A 26735-nucleotide genomic window follows, 5' to 3' on the forward strand; every position below is an offset into this window, starting at 1 on the left:
AACCACGAGGGTCAATAGACAATTGATATGCAGTCCGGTCGGCGTCTTGCGAGCATGTATGTTCGKGAAGCTTGGCGGCGCGGTACGCGCCGTGCCGCACTTCTGCGCTTGCGTTTCTTCCGCCATGCCATATCTGCGCCGGAACGCCTGATCGTCGCGCCGACGGATCTGAGAGGCGTCGATTCACACGTTGCCGAAGAAATCATGGATGGCCGGTTTCCGCTTGCCGGGCGTATGTTGGAAACCGGCGGGAAGTCCCCCTTCACGCTGACGCTTCCGTCGCGCGCTTTCGCGGTCAGGCTCCATAGCTTCGGCTGGCTGCGGCATATGCGAGCCAACAAGAGCGAGCGCGGTTCGGCTGTTGCCCGCGTGATCGTCGATAGTTGGCTCTCGATCCATGGGGGCCGCATCGAAGGCATCGCATGGGAAACCGACGTCGTCTCGCAGCGCGTCATTGCCTGGCTGGCGCACTCTCCGGTCGTCCTGCAGAATGCCGATCGTGGTTTCTATCGCCGCTTCATGAAGTCGCTCGCCTTTCATATCGGTTATCTGCGCCGCATGGCGCCCTATTCGACTGGTGAAGTCCGCTTCCGGCTCCGCATCGCGCTCGCGACGGCCTCTGTCGCCATGCCGGTGCGTGCCTCGACAGTGCGGCGGGCAGCTCAAGCACTCGACCGCGAATTCGATAACCAGATTCTGCCTGACGGAGGTCATATCTCCCGCAACCCGCGCATCGGGCTGGAACTGTTGCTTGACCTGCTGCCGCTCCGGCAGACCTATGTCAATCTCGGCCACGATCTGCCGCAGAAGCTGATTTCGGGCATCGACCGCATGTATCCTGCCCTGCGCTTCTTCCGGCATCAGGACGGCGATCTGTCGCTTTTCAACGGCGCCACCTCGACGCTGGCGGACGAACTGATGTCCGTGCTGCGATATGACGAGACCGCGGGCCAACCTTTCAAAGCGCTGCCGCATTCACGTTACCAGCGGCTTGCGGCCGGCAAGACAGTGATCATCGCCGATACCGGACCGCCCTCGCCCGGCTGCTTCAGAACAGCCCACGCAGGCAGTCTCTCCTTTGAAATGTCCTCCGGTCGCTACCGTTTCATCGTCAATTCAGGATCGCCAAAATTTGCCGGCCAGCGCTATGTCCAGATGGCCCGCACCACAGCCGCCCATTCCACCGTGGTTCTGAACGATACGTCCTCGAGCCGGTTTTCTCCCTCGGCCTTTTTGGCCCATATGATGACGGAGCCGGTGGAAACGGTCATCGCCGCGCGCGTGGAAACCGAGGATGGCCGTGAAGGCATCAAGGCTAGCCATGACGGCTATCTCGATGTTTTCGGCGTCGTTCATGAGCGGGAGCTGACACTGAATGCCGCCGGTTCCATCGTGACCGGCATGGACCGCTTCGTAGCTGATGACCGGTATCACAGCGAAGGTCCGCTGCGGGCGGTTGCCCGCTTCCACATCCACCCCGCCATCGTGCCGCGGCAGAACGATACGGAATCGGTGCTGCTGACGGCGCCGGATGGCGAAAGCTGGCTGTTTTCCTCTCCTGGCAATGAAGTGCTGATCGCGGAAGATATCTTCTTCGCCGATAGCGCCGGCATCAGCAGCTCGGACCAGATCGAGATAGACTTCGATCTGGCGGAGAAACCCGAAATTCGCTGGTTTTTATCGCGCAAGGGATAGAGCATTTCTGTTTTTCTTTGAATTACGGAAATCGTCTATCTCTTTGTCTTCATGCAATTCCATACGCAAAACCGCTACACAGTTTTGCTGGAATTGCTTGGTGACTGTTTGCGCCGGCTCCAAGCTGTGCTAACGCGGCCTCATCAAACATCCCTTGCCCGGATGTCTCCCGCGAAGCCCGAACGGAGAAGGTTCATGGCCGTCATTTCCAAGAAAATCCCTGCCCCTGACAAGGTCGAGATCAAGACCGCGCTGCTCTCTGTCTTCGACAAGGCCGGCATCATCGAACTTGCCCGCGCGCTTTCGGTGCGTGGCGTGCGCCTGCTGTCGACCGGCGGCACCTACAAGGCTATCGCGGCAGAAGGTCTTGCCGTGACCGATGTTTCCGAAGTGACGCAGTTTCCGGAAATCATGGATGGCCGCGTGAAGACCCTGCATCCCAAGGTGCATGGAGGCCTCTTGGCGATCCGCGACGATGCCGAACACCAGGAAGCCATGAAGACCCATGGGATCGACGGCATCGACCTGTTGGTCGTCAATCTCTATCCTTTCGAGGATGTGCGTGCGGCTGGCGGTGACTATCCGACGACGGTGGAGAATATCGATATCGGCGGCCCTGCAATGATCCGCGCTTCGGCGAAAAACCATGCCTATGTCACCGTCATTACCGACCCGGCAGACTATGCCGAGTTGACCGAGCAACTGTCGGCCGATGCCGGCAAGACGGTCTATGCCTTCCGTCAGCGCATGGCGGCCAAAGCCTATGCCCGCACCGCTGCCTATGACGCTGTCATCTCCAACTGGTTTGCCGAAGCGCTTTCCATTGATACGCCGCGCCACCGCACCATTGGTGGGGTCCTGAAGGAAGAAATGCGCTACGGTGAAAACCCGCACCAGAAGGCCGCCTTCTACGTGACGGGCGAAAAGCGTCCGGGCGTTTCGACAGCTGCCCTGCTGCAGGGCAAGCAGCTTTCTTATAACAACATCAACGATACCGATGCGGCCTATGAGCTCGTTGCCGAGTTCCTGCCGGAGAAGTCGCCGGCCTGTGCCATCATCAAGCACGCCAACCCCTGTGGTGTCGCGACCGGTTCGACGCTTCTGGAAGCCTACAAGCGTGCGCTTGCCTGCGATTCCGTTTCCGCTTTCGGCGGCATCATCGCGCTGAACCAGACGCTCGATGCAGCGACGGCTGAAGAAATCATCAAGCTCTTCACTGAGGTCATCATCGCCCCTGACGTCACCGAGGAAGCCAAGGCGATCGTCGCCCGCAAGCCGAACCTGCGCCTGCTCTCGGCCGGCGGCCTGCCGGATGCGCGTGCGGCCGGCATCACTGCCAAGACCGTTTCCGGCGGCCTGCTCGTCCAGAGCCGCGACAACGGCATGGTCGAGGATCTGGAACTGAAAATCGTCACCAAACGTGCCCCGACTGCCCAGGAGCTCGAAGACATGAAGTTCGCCTTCAAGGTCGGCAAGCATGTGAAGTCGAATGCCGTGGTCTATGCCAAGGGCGGCCAGACGGCAGGTATCGGCGCCGGTCAGATGAGCCGCGTCGATTCCGCCCGCATCGCGGCGCTCAAAGCTGAGGAAGCGGCCAAGGCGCTCGGCCTCGCCGTTCCGATGACGCATGGTTCGGCCGTCGCCTCCGAGGCTTTCCTGCCTTTCGCTGATGGCCTGCTGTCGATGATTGCCGCCGGCGCCACCGCCGTAATCCAGCCGGGCGGCTCGATGCGCGACCAGGAAGTCATCGATGCAGCAAACGAACACAATGTCGCGATGGTCTTTACCGGCATGCGCCATTTCCGCCACTGAAGCGAAGTAGCTGATACACCCCGGCCTCGCGGCCGGRGAATCCCCTAGGCGCGGTCCGCCGGATAAGGTGTCCGGACCAGCAGCACCAGGCCGCCGGCCAGGAACAGGATCAGCGTCGACATGCCGAGATGCGCTGATCCGGTCAAATAAGTCACGATCGAAAACAGCAGCGTCGCCATGAAGCTTGTGGCGCGGCCGGAGAGAGCATAGATGCCGAAATAGCGGCCGGCTTCCTCGATGCTGACGCTGCGGGCCAGATAGGAGCGCGACGAGGCCTGCACCGGTCCAAAGGCAAGGCCGATCAGCAGGCCGTAGAGGATGTAGGCCTTTTCCGCAGCCGTGCCGAATAGCCCGCCACTATCGGCAGCTGAAAGCGGCATCAATCCGAAGAAGGTGTAGCCGGGGCCGGTGGAGATGATGCCGATCGTGGCCAGCAACAGCATAGTGAGGCTGATGATGACGGTCGTCTTCGAGCCGATGCTCTTGTCGATGCGACCCGCAATCAGGCAGCCGAGGATCGCGACGATGTTGAGGACGATGCCGTAGATGCCGATCTCGATCGTCGCCCAGCCGAACATGCCTGCCGCGAAGGCGCCGCCGAGGATCAGCAGGCCGTTGACGCCATCCTGATAGATCATTCGGGCGATGAGGAAAGTCCGGATACTGCGGCGTGTCTTCAGCTCACCGAGCGTATTGCGCAATTCCTTGACGCCGAAGCGCACGGCGAAGCCGAAAGGCAGGCCTTTGCGGGCATCCGGCGTGAAGAAAAACATCGGCAGGATGAAGATCAGATACCAGACGGCTGAGATCGGCCCGGTGATGCGTGCGTCTTCGCCAGTGTGAGGATCGAGACCGAAGAGAGGATCGAGACCCAGAATGGTCTTGCCGCCTTCAAGGCTGCCGGCCAGCAGTGCCACGACAGCGATCAGCACAATCATGCCGCCGAGATAGCCGAGACCCCAGGCGGTGTTGGAAAGCCTGCCCACCTCATCCTTGCTGACAAGGCGGGGCATCATGGAATCGTTGAAGACGATCGAAAACTCCGCCGAAATCGAGGCGAGGATCATGAAGATGACGGGATATATGATCGGCGAACCGGGMGCCGCAAACCAGAGGCAGCAGAGGCTCACGATCTTGATGACGGCGAAGAAGGCGATCCAGGGTTTGCGTGCGCCGGACTGGTCGGCAATGGAGCCCAATACCGGAGACAGGATGGCGATGATAACAGAGGAGATCGTCGCCATATTGCTCCACATCGTCTGGGCGGCGACCGGATCGGTCGTCAGCCGCGAGACGAAGTAGGGACCGAAAATGAAGGTAGTCACCACGGTGAAGAAAGGCTGGGCCGCCCAATCGAAGAGCATCCAGCCCCATATGCCCTTCTCCGTGGCTTTCGGCGGCTGCGTTCCTGTCCAGTCAATGCGATTCAAGCGTCCGCTCCTTTTTGGGGCGGACTGTCTCATCTCGCCCGGTCGCGCGCAAGATCGGTCAGGATGCCTGCGGCAACAGTGATGCGTGCAAGATTCGGATCGGCGCCATCACTGAGGCTCGCAAGCTCCTCGACGATGCGGTTGATGCGCACCCTGTCCTGCGCATGCCAGGCCTGCACTGGCTGCTTTTCCTTGCCGTGATCGGAAAGCGCAGAGATCACGATATCGCGACGGGCGCTGGCGATCTGGTCGATGCTGCGGGCAAGCGCGAGGTTTTCATAGTGGTCCGACGTAATGATGCGGTTGCCCGCAGCAAGCAGCCGGCCGACGCGGAAGGTCCGGGTGACGGCAAAGTAGTTTTCGGCTGCACGCGGTAGCGCCTCGCCGGTCCGTTCAGCGATCTGCATTATTTCCGGCACGAGCGCGAGGGTCGGCAGGGCTGCAATTTCTGCAGCCAGTTTTTCCGGCAGGCCTGCCTGTTGGTACTCCTGCTGGCGCGCTGAGACTTCGGCTGCCGCTTGCTCCGCAAAGGCCGGTTTGAGCTTTTTCAGGGCAGCCTGCAGCCGGCTAATGATTTCAGCCATACCGTCTCGGGTCATGCCGGTCTTCAGCAGCAGACGCGTCAGCACGGTGAAGCTATTGGTGATTTCCTCGTAAGTCCGGTTCTGGACCTCGCCGGAAACCTTGTTGTCCAAGGCGTCGGTTTCGGCCCATAGCCGGTTGAGATCAAAGCCGTCACGGGCGACGATAGCAGCGCGGACGACCTCAGAGGCAGAGGCCGCTGTGGCATCAATCATGCTCACGGCAAAGCCCGGCCCGCCGCGGTTGATCGCCTCATTTGCGAGGACAGTCGCGACGATTTCCCGCTTCAGCCGGTGAGTGTCGATGTCGGATGCGTTCGACTTCTGCATCTTGGCCGGGAAGTAGTTGAAGAGCGTGCTGACGAAATAAGGGTCATCAGGCAATTCACTGGCGATCAGCGCGTCGAAGAGCACGATCTTGGCATAGGAGAGCAGCACGCCGATCTCGGGGCGCGTCAGCGGCCGTCCGGCCGTGTAACGTTCGGACAACGAGGCGTCGTCAGGAAGCGTCTCGACCTTGCGGTTCAGTTGTCCGGCCGCTTCCAGCACGCTCATGAAACGGCCGAGTTCCAGGCCGTTTGCCGTTCCCTTGCGGGATGTCAGCGAGATCGCCAGGGACTGCAGGTAGTTGTTGCGCAGCACGAGGCCGGCCACTTCATCGGTCATGCTGCCGAGAAGCTGGTCGCGCTTTGCCCGGCTGAGACGCTGTTCATGCATGGCGTTTGCCAGCGCGATCTTGATATTGACCTCGACGTCCGACGTGTTGACGCCGGCGGAGTTGTCGATAGCATCGGAATTGCTGCGTCCGCCCTTCAGGCCATAGGCAATGCGGCCCTTCTGCGTGACGCCCAGATTGGCGCCTTCGCCGATTACCTTGGCGCGCACTTCGTCGGCCGTAATGCGGATCGGATCGTTGGCGCGGTCACCCACTTCCGCATCGGTTTCCGACGCGGCCTTTACGTAAGTGCCGATGCCGCCAAACCAGAGCAGGTCGACCGGGCTCTTCAGGATCGCCGTCATGATCTCGAAGGGCGTGGCGACCGCCTTGTCGATGCCGATTGCCGCTACAGCCTCCGACGTCAGCGTAACCGACTTTGCCGAGCGCGAGATGATCATGGCGCCTTTCGAGAGCACGGACTTGTCAAAGTCCTGCCAGCTCGAGCGCGGAAGATTGAAGAGGCGCTGGCGCTCACGAAGCGTCTTTTCCATATCCGGGTCGGGGTCGATGACGATGTCGCGATGATCGAAAGCGGCGATCAGCCTGATCTTCGGCGAGAGCAGCATGCCGTTGCCGAAAACGTCACCCGACATGTCGCCAACACCGGAAACGGTAAAAGGCGTGGTCTGGATGTCGATGTCCACTTCGCGGAAGTGGCGCTTCACCGTTTCCCAGGCGCCACGGGCAGTGATGCCCATTTTCTTGTGGTCGTAACCGGCCGAACCACCCGAAGCGAAGGCGTCGTCCAGCCAGAAGCCCGCTTCCTGAGCAAGGGCATTGGCAGTGTCGGAAAAGGTTGCCGTACCCTTGTCGGCAGCGACGACGAAATAGGGGTCATCGCCATCGAGACGCACCGTATTATCAGGCGGGAGGATATCGGCGCCGGAAATGTTGTCAGTGATGGAAAGCAGCGTACGGATATAGGTCTTGTAGGCTTCCCTGCCTGCATTGAAGATCTCATCGCGGCTGCCACCGACCGGGAGTTTCTTGGGATAGAAACCACCTTTTGCGCCGACGGGCACGATTACGGCGTTCTTGACCTGCTGCGCCTTCACGAGACCCAGAACTTCGGTGCGGTAGTCCTCGGCGCGGTCCGACCAGCGCAGGCCGCCACGGGCGACGCGGCCGAAGCGCAGGTGCACCCCTTCTACTTCCACGCCGTAGACGAAGATTTCGCGGAAGGGCTTCGGTTCCGGCAGGCCATCCACCAAGTGCGGGTCAAGCTTGAAGGCGAGCATCGCCTTCGGTGTCCCATCGGCATTGCGCTGGAAATAATTGGTGCGCAGCGTTGCATCGATGATATTGACATAGCGGCGCAGGATACGGTCGTCATCCAGGCTCGGCACGTCGGCAAGCTCGGCTTMGATTGCCCGATGCAGTTCGGCGAGCTTTTTGATACGCGCCTTTTCCGACAGCTTCGTATCGAGGGTGTCGTGGAACAGGCGGAAGATAGAAGCGGCGATAACAGGATATTTGTCGAGGGTGGTTGCGATATAATCCTGCGAATAGGCGATGCCGGCCTGGCGCAGATAGCGCGCATAGGCGCGCAGCACACTAACCTCGCGGGCCGAGAGAGCGGCCGACAGGATCAGCCGGTTGAAGCTGTCATTGTCGATCGTGTCGCTGAAGGCTGCGACGAAGGCTTCTTCGAGCGGTGCGCCAAAACGTGCGAGGTCAATGTCCGCACCGCTGCGAGCCTCGAGTTCCATGTCGTGCAGCACGACGATGTTGATGGCGCTGTCGGTGGCCGGAATTTCGATATCGAAGGTCCGTTCGCTAAGGACGTTGAAGCCGAGGTTTTCGAGTAGAGGCACGCGGCGCGACAGCGGCAGCTGCTCGCCGCTATGGAAGATCTTCAGCGACAGGATACGGCCGCGTTCGTCGTCCTGGCGATAGTAGAATTCGATGCGGATCGGCTCGCCGGCGGCGCATGCGGCGATGTCGGGCAGATCGCCGACCGCTTCATCCGGCGTGAAGGCTTCCTGGAAAGCGTTGCTGACGCCGAGCTTCGGCGCCTTGGGGCCGGCGAGCATCTCGAAGCKGCTGTCCCAGCGCGCGGTGATCTGGCGGATCGTCTCCTCGAGCTTGGCCTGATGGATGCGCGGCGTCTTACCGCCCGAGCGGCCGATGATGAAATGCACGCGCGCCACACCGCCTTCCGGGAAGGCCGGATAATAGGCGGAAACACGGCCATCATAGACGGTTTTCAGATAGGCACCGATGCGTTCACGCACGATCGAGTCATATTCCTCGCGCGGTACGAAGATGATGACCGAGACGAAACGGTCGAAATGGTCGATGCGCGGCAGCACCCGCACGCGCGGGCGATCGGCGAGGTCATTGATCTGCTCTGCAAAGGTCGCGAGCAGCGGCGTATCGATCTGAAAGAGATCGTCACGCGGATAGGATTCCAGGGTGTTGTCGAGCATGCGGCCCGAGTGGCTCATCGGGTCGAAGCCGAAATGCTCCTTCACCTTTTCGATCTTGGACCGCAGCAACGGAATTTCGCTGGCAGAGGAAGTGTAAGCAGTCGAGGTGAACAGGCCGACGATGCGGAGTTCCCCCGTTACGTTGCCCTGTGCGTCGAAGCGTTTGACGCCGACATAATCCATGTAGGCGCGGCGATGGACCGTGGATTTCACGTTGGCTTTGGTGACGATCAGGAAATCGGGACCATCGAGGAAGGCGAGAATTTCGGGTGTCGTCGTCACGGCGTCCTTGCCGGTGCGCAGAACAAGAACCTCGGGGTTGGAGAGTATGCCGAGGCCTGTTCCCTTGTCGCGTTCGACCTTGGAATCGGGACCCTTGCCGGAATAGACGTAGTCGCGCATGCCCAGGAAGGTGAAGTTCTCGTCGTGCAGCCAGGTCAGGAAGGCGATCGCCTCGTCGCGGTCGGCTTTCTTGCGGCTGGCACTGTAATTCGAAAGCTCTGAAATCACCTCATCGACGCGGGCAAGCATCGGCTTCCAGTCGGAAACGGCAAGCTCTACCTGCTCGAGCACTGCCTTGATCCGCTTGATCAGGTCGCCGGCCTGGGAGGGGCTGAGCGGCGAAATGTGAAGCTGGATATGGCTCACCCGCTTTGCCGGATCGCTCGGCACATCGGCGGAATAGAGTTCCGGGGCCTTGTCTTCTTCCAGGATCAGGATCGGATGAACTGCCATGTAGATGTCGCGGTAGGTGCTGGTCACCTCGCCCATGACGGATTCGTAGAGGAAGGGCTTGTTGTGATCGGTCACCGAAAGGATGGAGATTGCGACGCCATCGGGGGTGACGTCGGCGACCGTGTCGATACTGACACGCGGCGTTTTGCCGTTCCAGGCGGTGAGCTCGGCTGCCGAGTGCACGGCGGAAAGGGCAAGCATTTCCGGTGTGTAGAGGTCGAGGTCGTCGCCGCTTGCGCGGCCAAAGAGGAATTCGGGATCGAGATGGGGCTCGCCGGTCGCGGCGGCGATCTTGCGCGCGCTCTCGATCTGCTTTTCCCGTTTCGGATTGTTTCTGGCGGCCATGGATCATCCCCCCGATTTGTTTTGATGTGGGCAAGTTAGCAGAAGGCTCTTCGAAAGAATCCTTAAAAGAGGGCTTCGAAAAGTAGTTTTCGTTCTTTTTTGACGGTGCTGATGAGAGATTTCGAAAGTTTTCGGGTCGTTTTGTGCCGATGGACTGCAAAGCGTCCTTATCTGGCTTTTCCGACCCGCTGCACATTTCCACGCTCGCATGAAGAATGGTTGACAGCGCCTCGTCAAAAAGATCATCAACGGCGGTCGAAATTCGGAATCGGATGCCATGTCGGAAAACGCATCAGGCGCAGTCATCGTCATCTCCAGCCATGTCGTGCGGGGGTCGGTTGGAAACCGCGCCGCGGTCTTCGCGCTGGAAACGCTCGGCCACCAGGTCTGGGCGCTGCCGACGATCGTGTTGCCTTGGCATCCCGGTCACGGCCGTTCGACACGCCTCACCTTCGCAGAGGCCGATTTCGATGCGGCGATCGACGATCTCATCCGTGCGCCGTGGATCGGCGAGGTCAAGGCTGTCTTGTCGGGTTATTTTGGCAACGCTGCCCAGGCCCGCTCCGTCGCGAAACTCGTTGCATCCCTGCGCGAAAATAACCCGGAACTGCTCTATGTCTGCGATCCAGTCATGGGTGATCTCGGCGGCCTCTACGTGCCGGAAGCGACAGCCGAGGCGATCCGTGACCACCTGATACCGATCGCCTCGCTCGCAACGCCGAACCGCTACGAACTTGCCTGGCTTTCGGGCGCCGCGCTCGATGACAACAGCGCGGTCATGGAAGCCGCACTTGCGCTCGGTCCCTCACGCATGCTGGTTACATCCGCGGTGCCGATGATGGCGGGCGGTACCGGCAATCTCTATCTCTCCGGAAAGCATGCCTTGCTTGCCGAACATCGTGTCGTCGAGAACCCGCCGAACGGGCTCGGCGACCTGCTCGCTGCCCTTTTCCTGTCCCGCCTGCTATCGGGCATGGAGGATGAAAAGGCGCTGCAGCTTGCGACGGCAAGTGTGTTCGAAGTGCTGGCACGCGCCGTCAAGCGCGGTAGCAACGAATTGATGCTGGCAAGCGATGCCTCCAGCCTTTCGACACCTATGGCGATGGTGCAGATGCGTCACCTTGTCCACCCGGCCCAGCGACGGAAGAAATAGGCTTCACGCTTTTGCAGTGCAGCAGTTGATCTTGGGTTCGCCGCGCTGTAATCCAAGGGTATGATGAGCTTTCCCAACTCCCTTCTGGACGGTTATCGCAACTTCATGAACGGGCGCTATGCCGATGCCCGCKATCGGTATCGGCAGCTTGCGGAAAATGGGCAGAACCCGACAACGCTCATGATTGCCTGTTCGGACTCTCGCGCGGCTCCCGAACTGATCTTTGATGCTGGACCAGGTGAACTCTTCGTGATCCGCAATGTCGCCAACTTGGTGCCACCCTATGAGCCGGATGGTCACTTCCATTCGACGTCGGCGGCGCTCGAATTTGCGGTTCAGGCTCTGAAGGTCCAGAATATCGTCGTCATGGGCCACGGCCGCTGTGGCGGCATCCGCGCCGCACTCGATCCGGACGCCGAGCCTTTGTCGCAGGGCGATTTCATCGGCCGTTGGATGTMGCTCGTTCGTCCCGCCGCCGAACAGATCGGCAGCAATGACGTGATGACGCAGGGCGAACGGCAGACTGCGCTGGAGCGGGTTTCGATCCGTAACTCGATCAACAATCTCAGGAGTTTCCCCGAAATCAAGGTTCTCGAGGAAGAGGGCAAACTGGCGCTTCACGGTGCCTGGTTCGATATCTCGACAGGTGAGCTCTGGGTGATGGATTCTGAGACACTCGATTTTGTCCRTCCCGAAATCTAGGGATAGACCGCTTTATCAGTTTTTTAAGATATTCCAATAAGCTCGCTGGCGGGGTGTATACGCGCGCGGATTGGTCATGAATTTCGAAGTGGTGAAATTCAAAAATACGAGTAGGGCAGTGCTGGTCGCTATCCTGCTGCCGTTTGTCTTCATGATTGCCGAGGGGGTGGTGCTAATCCGCTCCTCGCTCATGCAGTACCGMGCGCTCGAAACTGACCATCTCTTTGCCGATGTTCTTGCCCGTGGAGGATCGATTGCCGCCAACGAGATCCTGGCAGAGCTCGTGGCGACGCGAATCTACGTCAACAATCCCAATGAGATGACCAGGGCGGCCATGATGGAAAGACGCAGCTCGCTCGACAGCGAACGCGCGCGTTTCAACGCCAGCCTCCCGCCCGTTGAAACGCTCGATCTCGGTCTGCAGTCACAGCTTTCCGATCTCCGCCTTGCTTATAGCCGTATCGTTGCAACGCGTTCGGCGGTCGATCGAGGTTATTACCGCAAAGGTGGCAACCCCGTTCATATCTATGGTCAGGCCGGATTGAAGCAACTTGGTCTCGTCGAGTCGCTTTCGTCGAGAATCCATGATCCGGTATTGATGCGCAAATCCAGCGAGTTGATGAGTATCCTGCTGACCTATTACGGCGAGCGGCTGATCGGCAACCTGGGCCAGCGTTATTTCGACCGAACCGACTTTTCCGCCATGTCGCACGAGCAACTCGTTCAAGGCGAAATGATGCTCGGCAACGGCATGGATCGCTTGCGTTTTCATTCTTCCTCGCCTGTCGTACGGGAGATTCTTGCTTATAGGGCTCAACCCGACGAGGTCTGGGCCGATACTTTCACAAAGGCCATGGTTTCCGGTGCGCTACGGCCGAACAAAGCGATCCGAGACAAATGGATTGGTATCCAGAACGAACGGCTGGATTTCCTGCGACAGAAAATCGCCTCCGTCACCGATGATATTCATGTGACGGGGCAGCAGTTGTCGATGCGCTCGCACATTCACATGACGATCGTGCTCGCGCTGTCATCCGGACTGGTGCTGCTCGTTGCCCTTATTGCGGTGCTCGCGGTTCGGGGCATCCGTCTCGTCGCCCGTGTCACCGAAGAGCGTGAACTGCTCGTGAACGAGTTGCGCAATGCCGCCCAGACCGATCTCCTGACGGGCCTCTACAATCGCCGTGGCTTCGAGGCTGCGGCTTCAGGGCTTCTGATGCAGGCCGAGTATGGATCACGCTGGATTTCCGTCGTCTTGTTCGATCTCGATCACTTCAAGAAGATCAACGACATCCATGGCCATGACGCCGGCGATATCGTGCTGAAGCACGTAGCCGGCATTGCACGGGAGAGCTTCCGTTCTTTCGATCTCCTGGTGCGTCACGGCGGCGAGGAGTTCATGGCGCTGTTGCCGGATTCGACACCCGAAGATGCGGTCATCGTTGCGGAACGTGTCCGACTGGCCATCGAGGTTGCTGACATCGCGCTGCCGAGCGGCGAGCTTCTGCGGGTTACGGCGAGCTTCGGCTGCGCGGGGCGCGCAAATGCCGCGAGCAATCGCAATTTCGATGATCTGGTGAAGCGCGCCGACCTGGCGCTCTATGCGGCCAAGGCCTCGGGACGCAATTGCGTTGTTGCAGGGCCTATTGTTCCTGCCGCGGCACCGCAGGAAGAGCGGCGCAAGGCTGCCGGCGGAACCCACGATTTCCGCATATGAAAAACGCCGCATTCACATGCGGCGCTCGTATCATTTTCCTATTGGACGTCTCTTCAGTTACCGTCGATCTGCTCGCCGATATAGGCGATTGCCTGCTGATAGACCGTCGCGGCATTCCAGCCCTGGATGGCGACGAAATTCGGCTCGCCCGGCTGATAACCGGCGCCGGCACGCCAGCCATGGCCCCTGAGGAAATTGGCGGTCGAGGCAAGCGCATCAGCGCGGGAGCCGACCATATCCACGCGGCCGTCACCGTCACCGTCGGCGCCGAAGCTTACGACGTTGCGCGGCAGGAATTGCGTCTGGCCGATTTCGCCGTGGGCAGCGCCTCGAGCTTGCGGGCTGAGATAGCCTTCCGAAACGAGCTGCAGAGCGGCATAGAGCTGGTCAGTGAAATATTCCGAGCGGCGGCAGTCATAGGCGAGGGTGGAGACGGCGGACATCGTATGCTGGTTGCCCATATAGCTGCCGAAGCCGGTCTCCATGCCCCAGATGGCGATCAGCGGACCGGCCGGAACACCGAAGCGGCGCTCGATCGAAGCGAAGAGAGCCTGGTTGGCGGCTTTCATCGAACGGCCGCGGGAGATGACCGCGGCACCGCCACGCTTCTTCATGAAAGCGTCGAAGGACAGCTTGAAGCTCTTCTGGCCCCGGTCGGCGGCGATCGTCGGCTTGTTATAGCTGACATTGGCGAAGGCACGGCTCAGGACCGACTGGCTGACGCCATTGGCCGCAGCCGTCTGCTTGAAGTCGGCGACCCAGGCATCGAAACCGGCACTGGTATTGCCGCATTGCGCGCCCTGCGCAAACGCCGGTACAGCATGGAGGACGCCCATAGCCACGGCGGCCACCAGAAACAACTTTGTCATGCGCATTGAGAAACCCCGCTCTCGATCTGCATAGCTTGAAGCCGAGCAAAAGAATGTCAGCCACCCGCGATTTTGTCACGATCACCTTTTAGCGAACGCTTATACGGCCGCATATGCCCGAAAAAGCCCCACCCGTCGAGCAGGGCTTTAGCATATTATGGTTTACAAATGGTATCAGGCCGCCTGCTTGCGCGGCTTAATGAGGCCACGATTGACGAGCAGTTCGGCGATCTGGATGGCGTTGAGAGCCGCACCCTTGCGCAGGTTGTCGGAGACTACCCAGATGTTGAGGCCGTTTTCGACGGTCGCATCTTCGCGGATGCGCGAGATGAAGGTTGCGTCCTCGCCAGCGGATTCGTACGGCGTGATGTAGCCGCCATCCTCGTGCTTGTCGATAACTAGGCAACCCGGCGCATCGCGCAGGATATCGCGGGCCTGGTCGGCCGTGATCTCGTTTTCGAATTCGATGTTGACCGATTCCGAGTGGCCGATGAAAACAGGAACGCGCACGGCGGTGCAGGTCACCTTGATCTTCGGGTCCAGCATCTTCTTCGTTTCAGCCAGAACCTTCCACTCTTCCTTCGTGTAGCCGTCTTCCATGAAGGTGTCGATGTGAGGGATGACGTTGAAGGCGATGCGCTTGGTGAACTTCTTGTTCTCGATCGGATCGGCAACGAAGACGGCGCGCGTCTGGTTGAAGAGTTCGTCCATGCCATCCTTGCCGGCGCCAGAAACCGACTGATAGGTAGAAACAACCACACGCTTGATCTTGGCGAAGTCGTGCAGCGGCTTCAGCGCGACGACGAGCTGGGCGGTCGAGCAATTCGGGTTGGCGATGATGTTGCGCTTGGAGAAGAGCGTGATCGCGTCCGGATTTACCTCCGGGACGATCAGCGGCACGTCGGCGTCGTAGCGCCAGGCCGAGGAATTGTCGATGACGACGCAGCCCTGCTGGCCAATCTTCGGAGAAACGCGCTTGGAAACTTCGCCGCCAGCCGACATCAGGCAGATATCGGTGTCGGAGAAATCGTAGTTCTCCAGGTTGGAGACCTTCAGCGTCCGGTCGCCGTAGGAAACCTCCGTACCCTGGGAGCGGGCGGAGGCGAGTGCTACGACTTCATCGGCAGGGAAACCGCGCTCGGAGAGAATGTTGAGCATTTCCCGCCCGACATTTCCGGTCGCTCCCGCAACTGCAACTTTGAAACCCATTTCTCAAGCTCTCTTTCTCTTCTCTCCTCTTGTCCGGTGAGGGGAAAGCGCGACATCATCGCAGCTTCCTGTCCCCAGCCGGGCCGGGGAGAGAGCGGCAGGCCAGAGACGTCAGACGGTTTTCGTCGTCGTTTTGGCCTTGGTTTTGGAAGAAACCGGAACGGCAAAATCCAGCACGGCATTTTCTGCCAGGTCATTGCGCTCAGCGATGGCGTGCTCGTGGCGAACCATGGATATTCCTTTTCCGCTGTTGCTCATAAAAGGTTTTCCACAGGAGTCAAGGTTTTTGCGCGTGCGGCTGGAGCAGGGGAGGGCATCGCAATCCTGCGGCGTTTTGTCATGCCTCTGTCATTGCCGGAGGGTATCCCGGCCCCGTTGTAATGACTGCAACGAAAAACGGGGGTTTTTCCATGCGTATGCTTCTCGCCGCTTTCGCGGCTACCACGATTCTTGCCGGCGCTGCTCAGGCAACTTCGATCTATCCGCTTGATCGTGCTACGATTCTCGCCGGTTCACCGTTCGACTTCAAGGTCGAGCTCAGCAAGCAGGTCAAGCCGGAAGACGTGAAAATTACGGTCAACGGCCAGGACTACAAGACTGTCCTCGGCGGCGAGGCACAGTTCGTCGAGCTGGAAAAGGGCAAGGAAGACAAGGCTCTTGGTTCCGCGCTCCTGCTGCGCGACCTGAAGATTTCCGCTCCGGGCGCCTACAAGGTCGAAATCGTCGCCGGCGACGAGACGAAGTCCGTTACCTGGAACGTCTACGACACCGCTGCCCAGCCGAAGGCAAAAAACATCATCTTCCTGCTCGGCGACGGTCTTTCCGTTGCGCACCGCACCGCTGCCCGCATCATGTCCAAAGGCATGACGGAAGGTAAAGCGAATGGCCGCCTGAACATGGACGATCTCGATCGCATGGCGTTCATCGGAACGTCGGCGACGAATGCAGTCGATACGGACTCGGCCAACACCATGTCGGCTTACATGACGGGCCATAAGACGGCCGTCAACGCTATCGGCGTTTACGCAGATCGCACGCCCTCCTCGCTCGATGATCCGCGCGTTGAAACCTTCGCAGAAGCCGTCCGCCGCCTGACCAAGAAGTCGATCGGCATCGTTGTAACGGCCGAGGTCGAAGACGCGACGCCGGCTGCCGTCGTTGCCCATACCCGCAACCGTAATGACAAGGCGGATGTCGTCGGCATGCTGCTCGACGTCAAACCGGAAGTCCTCCTTGGCGGCGGCTCGGCCTATTTCCTCGGCAAAGAGGTTGCCGGCTCCAAGCGCAAGGACAATCAGGATTACATCAAGCTGTTCCAGGATGCCGGCTACAAGCTTGCGACCGACAAGAACGAGCTTGCAGCCAATGCATCTGCTGAAGGCAATCTGCTCGGTCTGTTCCACACCGGCAACATGGATGTGACGCTCGATCGCGAATTCCTGAAAAAGGGCACGGTCGAAAAGTTCCCGAACCAGCCGGGCCTCGTCGACATGACCAAGGTCGCGCTCGACCGCCTGTCCAAGAATCCGGAAGGCTTCTTCCTGATGGTCGAAGGTTCCTCGATCGACAAGATGTCCCATCCGCTCGATTGGGATCGTGCCGTCGTCGAAACCATCGAATTCGACAAGGCCATCGGTGTTGCCCGCGAATTCCAGAAGGCCCACCCGGACACGCTGATCGTCGTCACCGGTGACCATACGCACGGCGTTTCCATCATCGGCACCGTCGATGATGAAAAGCCAGGCACGGAAATGCGCGAAAAGGTCGGGACCTATGCCGAAGCCGGCTTCCCGAACTACAAGGACGAAAATGGCGACGGTTATCCCGATAAGATCGACGTCAGCCGTCGCCTGTTCCTGAGCGCCAACAACGGACCTGACCACTACGAGACCTTCCGTCCGAAACTCGAAGGCCCGTTCGTTCCGGCTATCCAGAACGAAAAGAAGGAATACGTCGCCAACGAACAGTACAAGGATGTTCCCGGCGCCGTCTTCGTTCAGGGCAATATCCCGAAAAGCGGCGACAGCGGCGTTCATGCAGTTGACGACGTCGTTTTGCAGTCGGCCGGCCCGGGTGCAGAAGGCTTCCATGGCTACTTGGAACAGAGCGATGTCTACCGTGTGCTGGCAGACACCTTCGCTCTCGGCGTCAAGCAGACGAATTGATCCCCAAGCCGATCCGGCATGGCCGCTTGCCGGCCTTGCCTCTTTCATCGATCATGATCCCGGCCGCTTGGCGGCCGGGATTTGGCTCCTGGAGATCGCCGTGGAAAAATTCTCTTCGCTGCAACTCAGCAGACGCCAGCTGATCGGTGCTGCCGTCGCGCTCCCCTTCACCGCCTTCCTTGCTCGCGCTGCCGATCCTTCGCTCACTTTCGACGAGCTCTACGGTAAGTTCGGCGTGCTCGGGCTCGAATTCTCTGACAAGGTGAAAACGCTTGCCGGTAAAGACATCAGCATGAAGGGCTTCATGGCCCCGCCACTGAAGGCCGAGGCGCAATTCTTCGTGCTGACCGAAGTGCCGATGTCGCTCTGCCCGTTCTGTTCGTCGGATGCGGACTGGCCAGACAATATCGTCGTCGTTTATCTAGGCGAGAAGCAGACTTTCGTGCAGCCAAGCCAGACGATCGAGGTGMGTGGTACACTGGAATATGGGTCCTGGCAGGATCCTGAGACCGGCTTTGTCAGCCTGCTGCGTATTCGCCAGGCCGAATATTCCAGCGTCTGAGCATCGATGCTGGCTCTTGAGATCGAACATCTGGCCATGGTGTTTCCCGGCCTTTCGGCGCCGGCGCTCGCCATTGATAATCTGTCGATTGCTGCGGGTAGCCGTGTCGTAGTTACCGGCGCCTCGGGCTCCGGCAAAAGTACCTTCGTCAATGTCGTCACCGGACTGGAGCGGGTCCGCGAAKGCCGCATCCGCTGGAACGGCGAGAACATTGCCGGGCTCTCCGAAAGTCGCCGCGACCGCTTCAGGGCTGCCAATATCGGATTGGTCATGCAGGAGTTTCACCTTTTCCCCGGCCTATCGGCTGTCGAAAACGTGTTGTTGYCTGCGCGTCTTGCGCGTGCCGCGACGTCAGCGGCGATCGAGCGCGCTCACGATCTCCTTGGCATCGTCGGCCTTGAGCGCGCAGGGCAGAAAATCGAGACCATGTCGCGCGGCGAAATGCAGCGCGTGGCGATTGCCCGGGCGCTCCTGCGCAAGCCCGGGGTCATCGTTGCCGACGAGCCAACCGCCAGCCTCGATGCGGAAAGCGGCGATTCCGTCGGCGATCTGCTGCTCGATCTTGCGGTGGCCGAAGGCAGTACTCTGATCGTCGTGTCGCATGATCCCCGCCTTGCCAGTCGTCTCGATCGCCGCCTGACGTTCCGCTCCGGCCGTATCATTGACGATTCCGACATCAAGGGAGTGGCTGCGTGAYCCGCTTCATCCTCGCCGATCTGCGCCGCTTGTGGGCTGGTTCCCTTGTTGTCGTGCTGCTGGTGGCGCTTGCGACGGCGCTCGGCGTTTCCGTTATCCTGCAGGAACGAGCCCTGCGCMTCGRCAGTGCGCGGGCGGCCGACAAGTTCGATCTCGTTATCGGCGCAGGCGGCAGCGAAACCCAGCTCGTGCTCTCATCCGTCTTCCTGCAACCGTCCGCGTTGCCGCTGATGTCCGGGGACGTTCTGGCCAGGCTTGCCGCCGATCCGCGCGTCGAATGGGCTGCCCCCGTCGGCTTCGGCGATTCCTTTTCGGGTTATCCAATCGTCGGCACGACGAGGGCGTTGGCGGACACGATTTCCGGCGGCTTTTCCGAAGGCCAGGTTTTCGCCGGCGAGGGCGAGGCTGTCATCGGATCGAACGTCGACCTTGCGATCGGCGGCGAGATCAAGCCGATGCACGGCACGATCGAAACCGGCGGCCATACCCATACGGAGCTCGCCTATCACGTGACCGGGCGCCTGCAGCCGACAGGCACGGCCTGGGACCGCGCTATCCTCGTTCCAATCCAGGCCGTCTGGCATATCCATGGACTGGAAGCGGGCGAAGAGCATGACCATGACCACGCGGCGGAGGCGGGTCATCATGGGGAGGCTGGTGAAGCCGGCGCTGCAGAAGTCGCCCATGAAGATGCCGACCATCATGCGGAGCCTGATCCCCATGCCGGCCTGAACGAGAGCTGGACCGCGGAAACGCCCGGTCTTCCGGCCATCCTCGTCAAGCCGAAGACGATTGCCGATGCCTACAAGCTGCGGCAGGACTATCGCAACGGCACGACGATTGCCGTCTTTCCCGGCGAGGTGTTGACCAATCTTTATGCGACGCTCGGCGATGCCAAGCAGATTCTCGTTGCCGTCGCCTCCGGTGCGCAGGTGCTTGTTGCCGCCTCGCTGATCCTCGTGACCGTCATCCATATCGGCCAGCGCCGGCGGCAGATTGGCGCGCTACGCGCCTTCGGCGCTCCCCGAGGCTCGATCTTCGGCATTGTCTGGGTGGAATTCTTTGTCCTCGTCGCTGTTGGAATTGGGCTCGGCTTTACACTTGGCTATGGCGCGGCGCTCATTCTTTCCGGCTTCTTCTCGCAGAGCAGCGGCGTCAACCTGCCCGTCGGCTTTGCGCGCCAAGACGGGACGCTCGCGATGATCCTTCTCGCCTTCGCTGCTGTCCTCGCCGCCTTGCCGGCGGTGCTCGCTTACCGACAGTCCCCGGCCCAGGCTTTGCGGGGGTGACGATTGCGGCGTGCCGGGCGTGCTCAGCCACGGCAAGAGCCATGCCTGCGGCAATCATGCACAAAAATTAGACTAAAGTCATAATCCCAAAGCATCCCTCTTTCTGGCACTTCTTTTCTGTCAAACTCTCGTCAGGCGTGTCGTGGCCAGGGGTATGCTTTGAGGAGAGCAGGCCGCGACCGTGCTCATCACTCTGGGAGGACAGACAATGGCAAATGTCGCAAGCGTCGATGGTGCGAAAGCCGGTCCGATGACGGGCGAGGAGAAGAAGGTCATCTTCGCCTCGTCGCTCGGCACGGTTTTCGAATGGTACGACTTCTATCTTTACGGTTCGCTTGCCACCTWTATCGGCGCGACCTATTTCACCCAATATCCGGAAGCGACGCGTAATATCTTCACGCTGCTCGCTTTCGCTGCCGGCTTCCTGGTACGGCCATTCGGCGCGCTGGTTTTCGGCCGTCTCGGCGATCTCGTCGGCCGCAAATACACCTTCCTGGTGACCATTCTCATCATGGGCTTCTCGACCTTCCTGGTCGGCATCCTGCCKGGTGCTGCCTCCATCGGCATTGCCGCTCCGATCATTCTGATCGGTCTGCGCCTGCTACAGGGCCTGGCGCTCGGCGGCGAATATGGCGGTGCGGCCACTTACGTTGCCGAACATGCCCCCAACGGCCGCCGCGGCTATTTCACGTCCTGGATCCAGACGACGGCAACGCTCGGCCTGTTCCTGTCGCTAATCGTCATCGTCACGGTCCAGTCAATCATGGGCACGACCGCCTTTGCTGCCTGGGGCTGGCGCATTCCGTTCCTCGTCTCGGTCGTCCTGCTCGGTATCTCCGTCTGGATCCGGTTGAAGATGAACGAGTCGCCCGCCTTCCAGCGCATGAAGGCGGAAGGCAAGGGATCGAAGGCGCCGCTGACGGAAGCATTCGGCCAGTGGAAGAATGCCAAGATCGCGCTGATMGCGCTTTTCGGCGCTACCATGGGCCAGGCGGTCATCTGGTACGGTGGTCAGTTCTACGCCCTGTTCTTCCTGCAGAACGTGCTGAAGGTCGATCTGCAGTCGGCCAACATCATGGTCGCGATTGCTCTCTTCCTCGCCACGCCATTCTTCGTCATCTTTGGCGGACTGTCGGACAGGATCGGTCGCAAGCCGATCATCATGGCGGGGCTGCTCATCGCAGCGGTCACCTACTTCCCGCTGTTCAAGGCGATGACTTATACGGCAAATCCAGCTCTCTATGAGGCGCAGGCGACGATCCGGGCAACCGTGACGGCGGACCCGGCGGATTGCAAGTTCCAGTTCAACCCGACCGGTACCTCCAAGTTCACCAACTCCTGCGATATCGCAACGGCGTTCCTGACCAAGAACTCGGTGCCTTATGACGTGGTGCCGGGTCCTGCCGGCCAGCCGGCGACTGTGAAGGTCGGTGACGACACGATCACCGGTTACGACGCCGTCGCAGCCGGTGCCGATGCCGCCAAGACCAATGCTGCCTTCGAAAAGGGCATCAATCTCGCCCTTCATGATGCCGGCTATCCGCTGAAGCGCGGTGCTGCCAAGGTTGCCGATGCCAAGCTCGATGCTTTCATCGCGGCCAATCCGGAACTCACCCTCAATGCCGATGCGATACGCGCCGGCCAGAAGGAAACGCTGCCGGGCGACAAACTCGTTGCCGGCAAGCTGCTGACGGCGGATGAAGCGAAAAGCGTCACCGACATGGCCGTCTACACGATCCCTGGCGGCGGCTCGTTCGCKATGGTTGCCGATCCTGCTCGTGTCAATTGGGCTGGCACGATCGCCATCCTGTTCGTGCTCGTGTTCTACGTGACGATGGTTTACGGCCCGATCGCAGCGCTGCTGGTCGAGCTCTTTCCGACCCGCATCCGCTATACAGGCATGTCGCTGCCCTATCATATCGGCAACGGCTGGTTCGGCGGCTTGCTGCCTGCGACGGCCTTTGCGATGAGCGCGGCCGCCGGCAACATCTATTACGGCCTCTGGTATCCGATCGTCTTCGCATCGATCACGCTGGTCATCGGCGTGTTGTTCCTGCCGGAAACCAAGAATCGGGATATTCATGCGCTGGACTAAGGCGCGGCGAATATCCTGAAATCAAAGACCCGGCGCTCGAAAGGCGCCGGGTTTTTCATGCGCTGTTTTTCTTATGCGCCATTTTTTCTCATGCGTCCGGGAAGTACCGCTTGGACATAGGCCAGCCATCTGGCGCAAGTCTGAAAAGCAGGCCGTAGCGGGCATAGACGATTGCCGTCAGCAGCGAGAACCAGGCGCCGAAGGCGAGGCCGGCAATGACATCGCTCKGATAGTGCGCGCCGACCATGACGCGCGTCATGCCGAGCCAGATGGCACCGGCGATGAAGGGAACCCGGTAGCGCGGGAAGAGCAGAGCGAAGGCAGCGAAGAAGGCACCCACGGTGGTCGAATGTCCTGACGGAAAGCTCTCCAGTGCTGCATGGCCGGAGAAAGGCGTGAAGGAAAGCACCCCGAGGTCCTGAAAATGTTCGGGGCGCGCGCGGCCGATCGTRCGTTTCAGCAGGTTGGCGAGCAGGCCGGAAAAGACGACGGTCGTAAACAGGAAGGCGCCGATCCAGCTCACATAGAGTGCCTGGGCTCTTGCCTTTGCGCTGTTTAAAAGCTTGTAGCCAGCTCTGCCTTGGAAGAAGAGCAGGACGCTGGTGAGGATCAGCCAGGCGGAATCGCCGAAATCGGTCAATATCTCCCCGAAACGCTGAATAGGCTCAGGCAGATGGCCAGCCCCGATCGGCGCATCGAATATCAGCATGGAAAGGATAACGGCGTTCAACGTAATGAAAAGGCATGCGCGCCACCGCAATGGTGGCATGACGCACCCATTTCTGCGCCAGCGCCTGTCCAAGGAGACTAGAAGTTCCCGCATTCCCACTATCCGTATAACCCTTGGGTATGAGATAGGCGGTAAAAATGCACAGGATTACGACAGAGAACGGGCTTCCTCAGATAATTCTAATCAATTTTGGTTATGCCTAATCCGTACTCCTGAAGGAGAGGACGAGACGAGGCGGTGAGTTGATAGCGGTGGCACATGCGACCCATGCGCCAAATGCCAGACCTGCTGGCTTCAATATAAAAGCCCTCCGCACGAGGTGCGAAGGGCTGAAAAGCGTTTCACGTGAAATATCAGGCAGAAAGGGTCTTGAACTCGTCAAGGATGGCGTCGCCCATCTCGACGGTGCCGACCTGGCGGCTGCCCGGTGCCATGATGTCGCCAGTGCGGATGCCCTTGTCGAGCACGTTGGCGATCGCCTTTTCCAGGTTGTCTGCTTCCTTGACCAAATTGAAGGAGTAGCGAAGGCACATGGCGAAGGAGGCAATCATGGCGATCGGATTGGCGATGCCCTTGCCGGCGATRTCGGGYGCCGAGCCGTGAACCGGCTCATAGAGCGCCTTGCGCTTGCCGGTCTTACCGTCAGGTGCTCCGAGCGAGGCCGAGGGCAGCATGCCGAGTGAGCCGGTCAGCATGGCGGCAACGTCGGAGAGCATGTCGCCGAAGAGGTTGTCGGTGACGATGACGTCGAACTGCTTCGGCTGGCGCACGAGCTGCATGCCGCCAGCATCCGCCAGCATATGCTCCAGCTGTACGTCGGAATATTTCGCCTTATGCGTTTCAGTCACGACCTGGTTCCAGAGCACGCCTGATTTCATGACATTGCGCTTTTCCATGGAGCAGACGCGGTTGTTGCGGGTGCGGGCCATTTCAAAGGCGACACCGGCGATGCGCTCGATCTCGTAGGTATCGTAGACCTGCGTATCGATGCCGCGCTTCTGGCCATTGCCGAGATCGATGATTTCCTTCGGCTCACCGAAGTAAACACCGCCCGTCAACTCGCGGATGATGAGGACGTCGAGGCCTTCGACCAGTTCCGGCTTCAATGAGGAAGCGGAGGCGAGTGCAGGATAGCAGATCGCCGGGCGCAGGTTTGCGAAAAGTTCCAGATCCTTGCGCAGGCGCAGCAGGCCGGCTTCCGGGCGCACTTCATAGGGAACGCTATCCCACTTCGGGCCGCCGACGGCGCCGAAAAGTACAGCATCAGCGGCAAGTGCCTTTTTCATGTCGTCTTCGGAGATTGCCGCACCATGCGCATCGTAGGCGCTGCCGCCGACGAGGCCTTCATCGGTGACGAAGCCGGCATTCATCGCCTCGTTCATATAGGCGATGATCTTGCGGACCTCACCCATGGCTTCAGGGCCGATGCCGTCGCCCGGCAGCAGGAAAAGATTGCGCACTGTCATGAAACCCTCCGCAGAAAAACAAGCTGCGGCTTCTTAGACCTCGGAAATCGGCATTTCAAGCGAGAGAAGGGGTGAATCGGTACGCTTGCCTCCGCGTCATGTGATGTCTGATGTGGTTGCTCCCGCACCTTCAAACAGGCTAGAACGACAGCTCGTCCTTTCTTTCCCCGGATATTCTTCCATGTCTTTTGCACCCCTTCATCTCGACACGCCCCTCATCCAGACAGCGCCCGATTACAGCGCCAGCGGCAAGCCGCTTTGGTTGAAGCTTGACGCACTGCAGCCTTCCGGCAGCTTCAAGCTGCGCGGCGTCGGCCGGCTATGCCAGCACGAGGTGGAAAGCGGCGCGCGTGAGATCTTCTGCGCCTCCGGTGGCAATGCCGGCATTGCGGCAGCTTATGCCGGGCGGGCGCTCGGTGTACCGGTCACGATCGTGGTGCCGGAGACGACGGCGTCTGATGTGCGCAAGACGATCGCTGCAACGGGTGCCAGTGTGCTGGTTCACGGGTCCGTCTTTGATGAGGCAAATGCGCATGCGATCGAACTCGCCGAGAGCCGCAAGGCAACCTATGTGCATCCTTTCGACCATCCGCTTTTGTGGGATGGCCATGCCACGTTGATCGATGAGGTCGTCGCGAAGGGCGCAAAATTCGATTGCGTGGTCACGAGTGTCGGCGGAGGCGGGCTGCTTGCCGGCATTGTCGAGGGGTTGAAGCGGAACGGGCTTACCGATGTGCCTGTTATCGCCGTCGAGACGGAAGGGGCGGCGTCTTTCAATGCCAGCCTCAAGGCCAATGAGCGTATTTCGCTACCGGCCATCACCTCGATTGCCACGTCGCTCGGGGCGCGGCAGGTGGCGCCCCATGTCTTCGACCTGCCGAAGCATCACCCGATCGAAAGCGTTCTCGTCAGCGATGCCGATGCCGTGGCTGCCTGCCTGAAATTTGCCGATGCGCAGCGCATCCTGGTCGAGCCGGCCTGCGGTGCAGCGCTTGCCGTCGCCGATGTGCATGCCGGCCTGCTCTCACGCTTCGACAATCCGCTCATCGAAGTCTGCGGCGGCATCGGCGTGTCGCTCGAAAAGCTCAGGGTTTGGAAAGAGAAGTTTCTCTGATCGCCGGACAAAGAAAAAGCCGGGCGAGAGCCCGGCTTGATCGAAAGCAATTTTGATTTTGCTCAGGCGGCCCACGGATGCGAGGCAGCATTCTTCTTTTCGAAGTCGTCGATCGCCTTGCTCTTTTCCATCGTCAGGCCGATATCGTCGAGACCGTTCAGCAGGCAGTGACGCCTGAATTCATCGAGACCGAACTTGATCGAGCCGCCATCYGGGCCGGTGATTTCGAGGTTTTCGAGGTCAACCGTAAGAACAGCGTTGGAACCGCGCTCGGCGTCATCCATCAGCTTGTCGAGGTCTTCGTGGCTGACCTGGATCGGCAAAATGCCGTTCTTGAAGCAGTTGTTGTAGAAAATGTCGGCGAAGCTGGTGGAGATCACACAGCGGATACCGAAATCGAGCAGCGCCCACGGAGCGTGCTCACGCGAAGAGCCGCAGCCGAAGTTGTCACCGGCAACCAGGATCTTGGCATCGCGGTAGGCCGGCTTGTTCAGTACGAAATCGGGGTTTTCGGAGCCGTCTTCATTATAACGGGCTTCGGCGAAAAGGCCCTTGCCGAGGCCGGTGCGCTTGATGGTCTTCAGATAGTCCTTCGGAATGATCATGTCGGTGTCGATGTTGACGACCGGCAGAGGGGCTGCAACGCCCGTGAGCTTCACGAATTTATCCATGACCCATGCTCCATTTCAGCAAACGTACTTTCTATTTTTGCATCTAGTCCAGTTTTCAGCCGAAATGAAGAAGAATCTTTCGCTGACGGAGGCCACGCGACGTTTCGCGCAGCCGGCCAATTGTGTGTCTTCTTACTTCGACGGTGCATTCAGACCCCAGAGGACGCCAAACGGATCGCGAAGCTGGCCGTAGCGATCGCCCCAGAACATCAGCTCGACCGGCATGACGACTTCGGCGCCGGCAGCGACGGCGCGATCCCACCAGCTATCGATATCGTCGATAATCAGCTGAATGGCGAAGCCCTCATGGCCTTTGAAGGGATGGCCGTATTCGGGATAGGCATCCGACAGCATGAGCGAGCTGCCGTTGATGTAGAGATGCACATGCATCGTCCGGCCGCTTTCGTCTGATGGTACGAGATAGGCTTCCTCTGCACCGAAAGCCTTCTTATAGAATTCTGCAGCCTTTAGCGCGCCGTCGACCGTCAGATAGGGCAGCAGGCCATTCTTGACCGGCGGCATCTTGGTCGGGCTGTTTTCCGTCGCATCCAT

At 59.9% G+C, this 26735-nt stretch carries 19 protein-coding genes and 1 pseudogene; 11 read left to right on the top strand and 9 right to left on the bottom strand.

The window, feature by feature from the left end:
• The first annotated feature begins 27 nt into the window (after positions 1–27).
• Positions 28–1695 carry a heparinase II/III domain-containing protein gene (locus tag AC1DNW_RS11895; RefSeq protein WP_113310234.1) on the top strand — a complete coding sequence of 556 codons (1668 nt, stop codon included), beginning with the start codon at positions 28–30 and terminating at the stop codon, positions 1693–1695.
• A gap of 195 nt (positions 1696–1890) precedes the next feature.
• The gene (gene purH, locus AC1DNW_RS11900; RefSeq protein WP_113310233.1) at positions 1891–3507 is read left to right on the top strand and encodes a bifunctional phosphoribosylaminoimidazolecarboxamide formyltransferase/IMP cyclohydrolase; all 1617 of its coding nucleotides are present in this window, start codon (positions 1891–1893) and stop codon (positions 3505–3507) included.
• Positions 3508–3551: 44 nt separating this feature from the next.
• On the opposite strand, the gene AC1DNW_RS11905 is transcribed toward purH, so the two are convergent.
• Together AC1DNW_RS11905 and AC1DNW_RS11910 are read right to left on the bottom strand one after the other, a co-directional pair.
• Positions 3552–4970: an MFS transporter gene (locus tag AC1DNW_RS11905; protein WP_113310232.1), complete on the bottom strand. Its 1419-nt coding sequence runs from the start codon at positions 4968–4970 to the stop codon at positions 3552–3554.
• Positions 4967–9745 carry an NAD-glutamate dehydrogenase gene (locus AC1DNW_RS11910; RefSeq protein ID WP_477852777.1) on the bottom strand — a complete coding sequence of 1593 codons (4779 nt, stop codon included), beginning with the start codon at positions 9743–9745 and terminating at the stop codon, positions 4967–4969. Before AC1DNW_RS11910 ends, AC1DNW_RS11905 begins: the two co-directional genes overlap by 4 nt.
• A gap of 277 nt (positions 9746–10022) precedes the next feature.
• Between AC1DNW_RS11910 and pdxY the strand changes: the two genes are divergently transcribed.
• The 3 genes from pdxY (at position 10023) to AC1DNW_RS11925 (ending at position 13317) form a co-directional block, all read left to right on the top strand.
• Positions 10023–10898, top strand: a complete 876-nt coding sequence (gene pdxY, locus AC1DNW_RS11915) for a pyridoxal kinase PdxY (RefSeq protein WP_113300814.1) — start codon at positions 10023–10025, stop codon at positions 10896–10898.
• 60 nt (positions 10899–10958) lie between these two features.
• Positions 10959–11600, top strand: a complete 642-nt coding sequence (locus AC1DNW_RS11920) for a carbonic anhydrase (RefSeq protein ID WP_477852779.1) — start codon at positions 10959–10961, stop codon at positions 11598–11600.
• A gap of 91 nt (positions 11601–11691) precedes the next feature.
• Positions 11692–13317 (top strand): GGDEF domain-containing protein, encoded by a 1626-nt coding sequence (locus AC1DNW_RS11925; RefSeq protein ID WP_113310253.1) that lies wholly within the window; start codon positions 11692–11694, stop codon positions 13315–13317.
• A 53-nt stretch (positions 13318–13370) separates the two neighbouring features.
• Here the strand turns inward: AC1DNW_RS11925 and AC1DNW_RS11930 are convergent, their stop codons facing one another.
• The 3 genes and pseudogenes from AC1DNW_RS11930 to AC1DNW_RS11940 all read right to left on the bottom strand — a co-directional run bounded on the left by AC1DNW_RS11930 (position 13371) and on the right by AC1DNW_RS11940 (position 15736).
• Entirely contained in the window at positions 13371–14192 is an 822-nt protein-coding gene (locus tag AC1DNW_RS11930; protein WP_113310229.1) for a lytic murein transglycosylase, read from the bottom strand.
• A 168-nt stretch (positions 14193–14360) separates the two neighbouring features.
• Positions 14361–15395 carry an aspartate-semialdehyde dehydrogenase gene (locus tag AC1DNW_RS11935; protein ID WP_113300811.1) on the bottom strand — a complete coding sequence of 345 codons (1035 nt, stop codon included), beginning with the start codon at positions 15393–15395 and terminating at the stop codon, positions 14361–14363.
• 111 nt (positions 15396–15506) lie between these two features.
• Positions 15507–15736 (bottom strand): annotated as a pseudogene (locus tag AC1DNW_RS11940) (hypothetical protein).
• A gap of 69 nt (positions 15737–15805) precedes the next feature.
• Between AC1DNW_RS11940 and AC1DNW_RS11945 the strand changes: the two are divergent.
• From AC1DNW_RS11945 to AC1DNW_RS11965, 5 genes are all read left to right on the top strand, one after another.
• The gene (locus AC1DNW_RS11945; RefSeq protein ID WP_113310252.1) at positions 15806–17560 is read left to right on the top strand and encodes an alkaline phosphatase; all 1755 of its coding nucleotides are present in this window, start codon (positions 15806–15808) and stop codon (positions 17558–17560) included.
• Positions 17561–17660: 100 nt separating this feature from the next.
• Complete coding sequence (locus tag AC1DNW_RS11950; protein ID WP_477852781.1) at positions 17661–18122, top strand: hypothetical protein; 462 nt, start codon at positions 17661–17663, stop codon at positions 18120–18122.
• 6 nt (positions 18123–18128) lie between these two features.
• On the top strand, positions 18129–18818 hold the full coding sequence (locus AC1DNW_RS11955) for an ABC transporter ATP-binding protein (protein WP_477852783.1): 690 nt from the start codon (positions 18129–18131) through the stop codon (positions 18816–18818).
• Entirely contained in the window at positions 18815–20107 is a 1293-nt protein-coding gene (locus AC1DNW_RS11960; RefSeq protein WP_477852784.1) for an ABC transporter permease, read from the top strand. The genes AC1DNW_RS11955 and AC1DNW_RS11960 overlap by 4 nt, the downstream gene beginning before the upstream one ends.
• Positions 20108–20315: 208 nt before the next feature.
• Positions 20316–22202, top strand: coding sequence for an MFS transporter (locus AC1DNW_RS11965; protein ID WP_477852786.1), 1887 nt, complete (start codon positions 20316–20318; stop codon positions 22200–22202).
• Between the two features lie 88 nt (positions 22203–22290).
• On the opposite strand, the gene lpxE is transcribed toward AC1DNW_RS11965, so the two are convergent.
• Together lpxE and leuB are read right to left on the bottom strand one after the other, a co-directional pair.
• Complete coding sequence (gene lpxE, locus AC1DNW_RS11970; RefSeq protein ID WP_477852788.1) at positions 22291–23025, bottom strand: lipid A 1-phosphatase LpxE; 735 nt, start codon at positions 23023–23025, stop codon at positions 22291–22293.
• A gap of 260 nt (positions 23026–23285) precedes the next feature.
• On the bottom strand, positions 23286–24398 hold the full coding sequence (gene leuB / locus AC1DNW_RS11975; RefSeq protein WP_113310225.1) for a 3-isopropylmalate dehydrogenase: 1113 nt from the start codon (positions 24396–24398) through the stop codon (positions 23286–23288).
• A 181-nt stretch (positions 24399–24579) separates the two neighbouring features.
• Here leuB and AC1DNW_RS11980 point away from each other — a divergent pair, with 181 nt between their 5' ends.
• Positions 24580–25512: a pyridoxal-phosphate dependent enzyme gene (locus AC1DNW_RS11980; protein ID WP_113310224.1), complete on the top strand. Its 933-nt coding sequence runs from the start codon at positions 24580–24582 to the stop codon at positions 25510–25512.
• A 62-nt stretch (positions 25513–25574) separates the two neighbouring features.
• On the opposite strand, the gene leuD is transcribed toward AC1DNW_RS11980, so the two are convergent.
• Together leuD and AC1DNW_RS11990 are read right to left on the bottom strand one after the other, a co-directional pair.
• Complete coding sequence (gene leuD, locus AC1DNW_RS11985; RefSeq protein ID WP_113300804.1) at positions 25575–26183, bottom strand: 3-isopropylmalate dehydratase small subunit; 609 nt, start codon at positions 26181–26183, stop codon at positions 25575–25577.
• A 132-nt stretch (positions 26184–26315) separates the two neighbouring features.
• Entirely contained in the window at positions 26316–26735 is a 420-nt protein-coding gene (locus AC1DNW_RS11990) for a VOC family protein (RefSeq protein WP_113300803.1), read from the bottom strand.

This window comes from Rhizobium sp. 05L429 (genome assembly GCF_056397645.1).

Bases quoted from the DNA above. Each gene is read 5' to 3' on its own strand.
- purH (WP_113310233.1), top strand. From the start codon at position 1,891: ATGGCCGTCATTTCCAAGAAAATCCCTGCCCCTGACAAGGTCGAGATC.
- pdxY (WP_113300814.1), top strand. From the start codon at position 10,023: ATGTCGGAAAACGCATCAGGCGCAGTCATCGTCATCTCCAGCCATGTC.
- AC1DNW_RS11930 (WP_113310229.1), bottom strand. From the start codon at position 14,192: ATGCGCATGACAAAGTTGTTTCTGGTGGCCGCCGTGGCTATGGGCGTC.
- AC1DNW_RS11935 (WP_113300811.1), bottom strand. From the start codon at position 15,395: ATGGGTTTCAAAGTTGCAGTTGCGGGAGCGACCGGAAATGTCGGGCGG.
- AC1DNW_RS11945 (WP_113310252.1), top strand. From the start codon at position 15,806: ATGCGTATGCTTCTCGCCGCTTTCGCGGCTACCACGATTCTTGCCGGC.
- AC1DNW_RS11980 (WP_113310224.1), top strand. From the start codon at position 24,580: ATGTCTTTTGCACCCCTTCATCTCGACACGCCCCTCATCCAGACAGCG.
- AC1DNW_RS11990 (WP_113300803.1), bottom strand. From the start codon at position 26,735: ATGGATGCGACGGAAAACAGCCCGACCAAGATGCCGCCGGTCAAGAAT.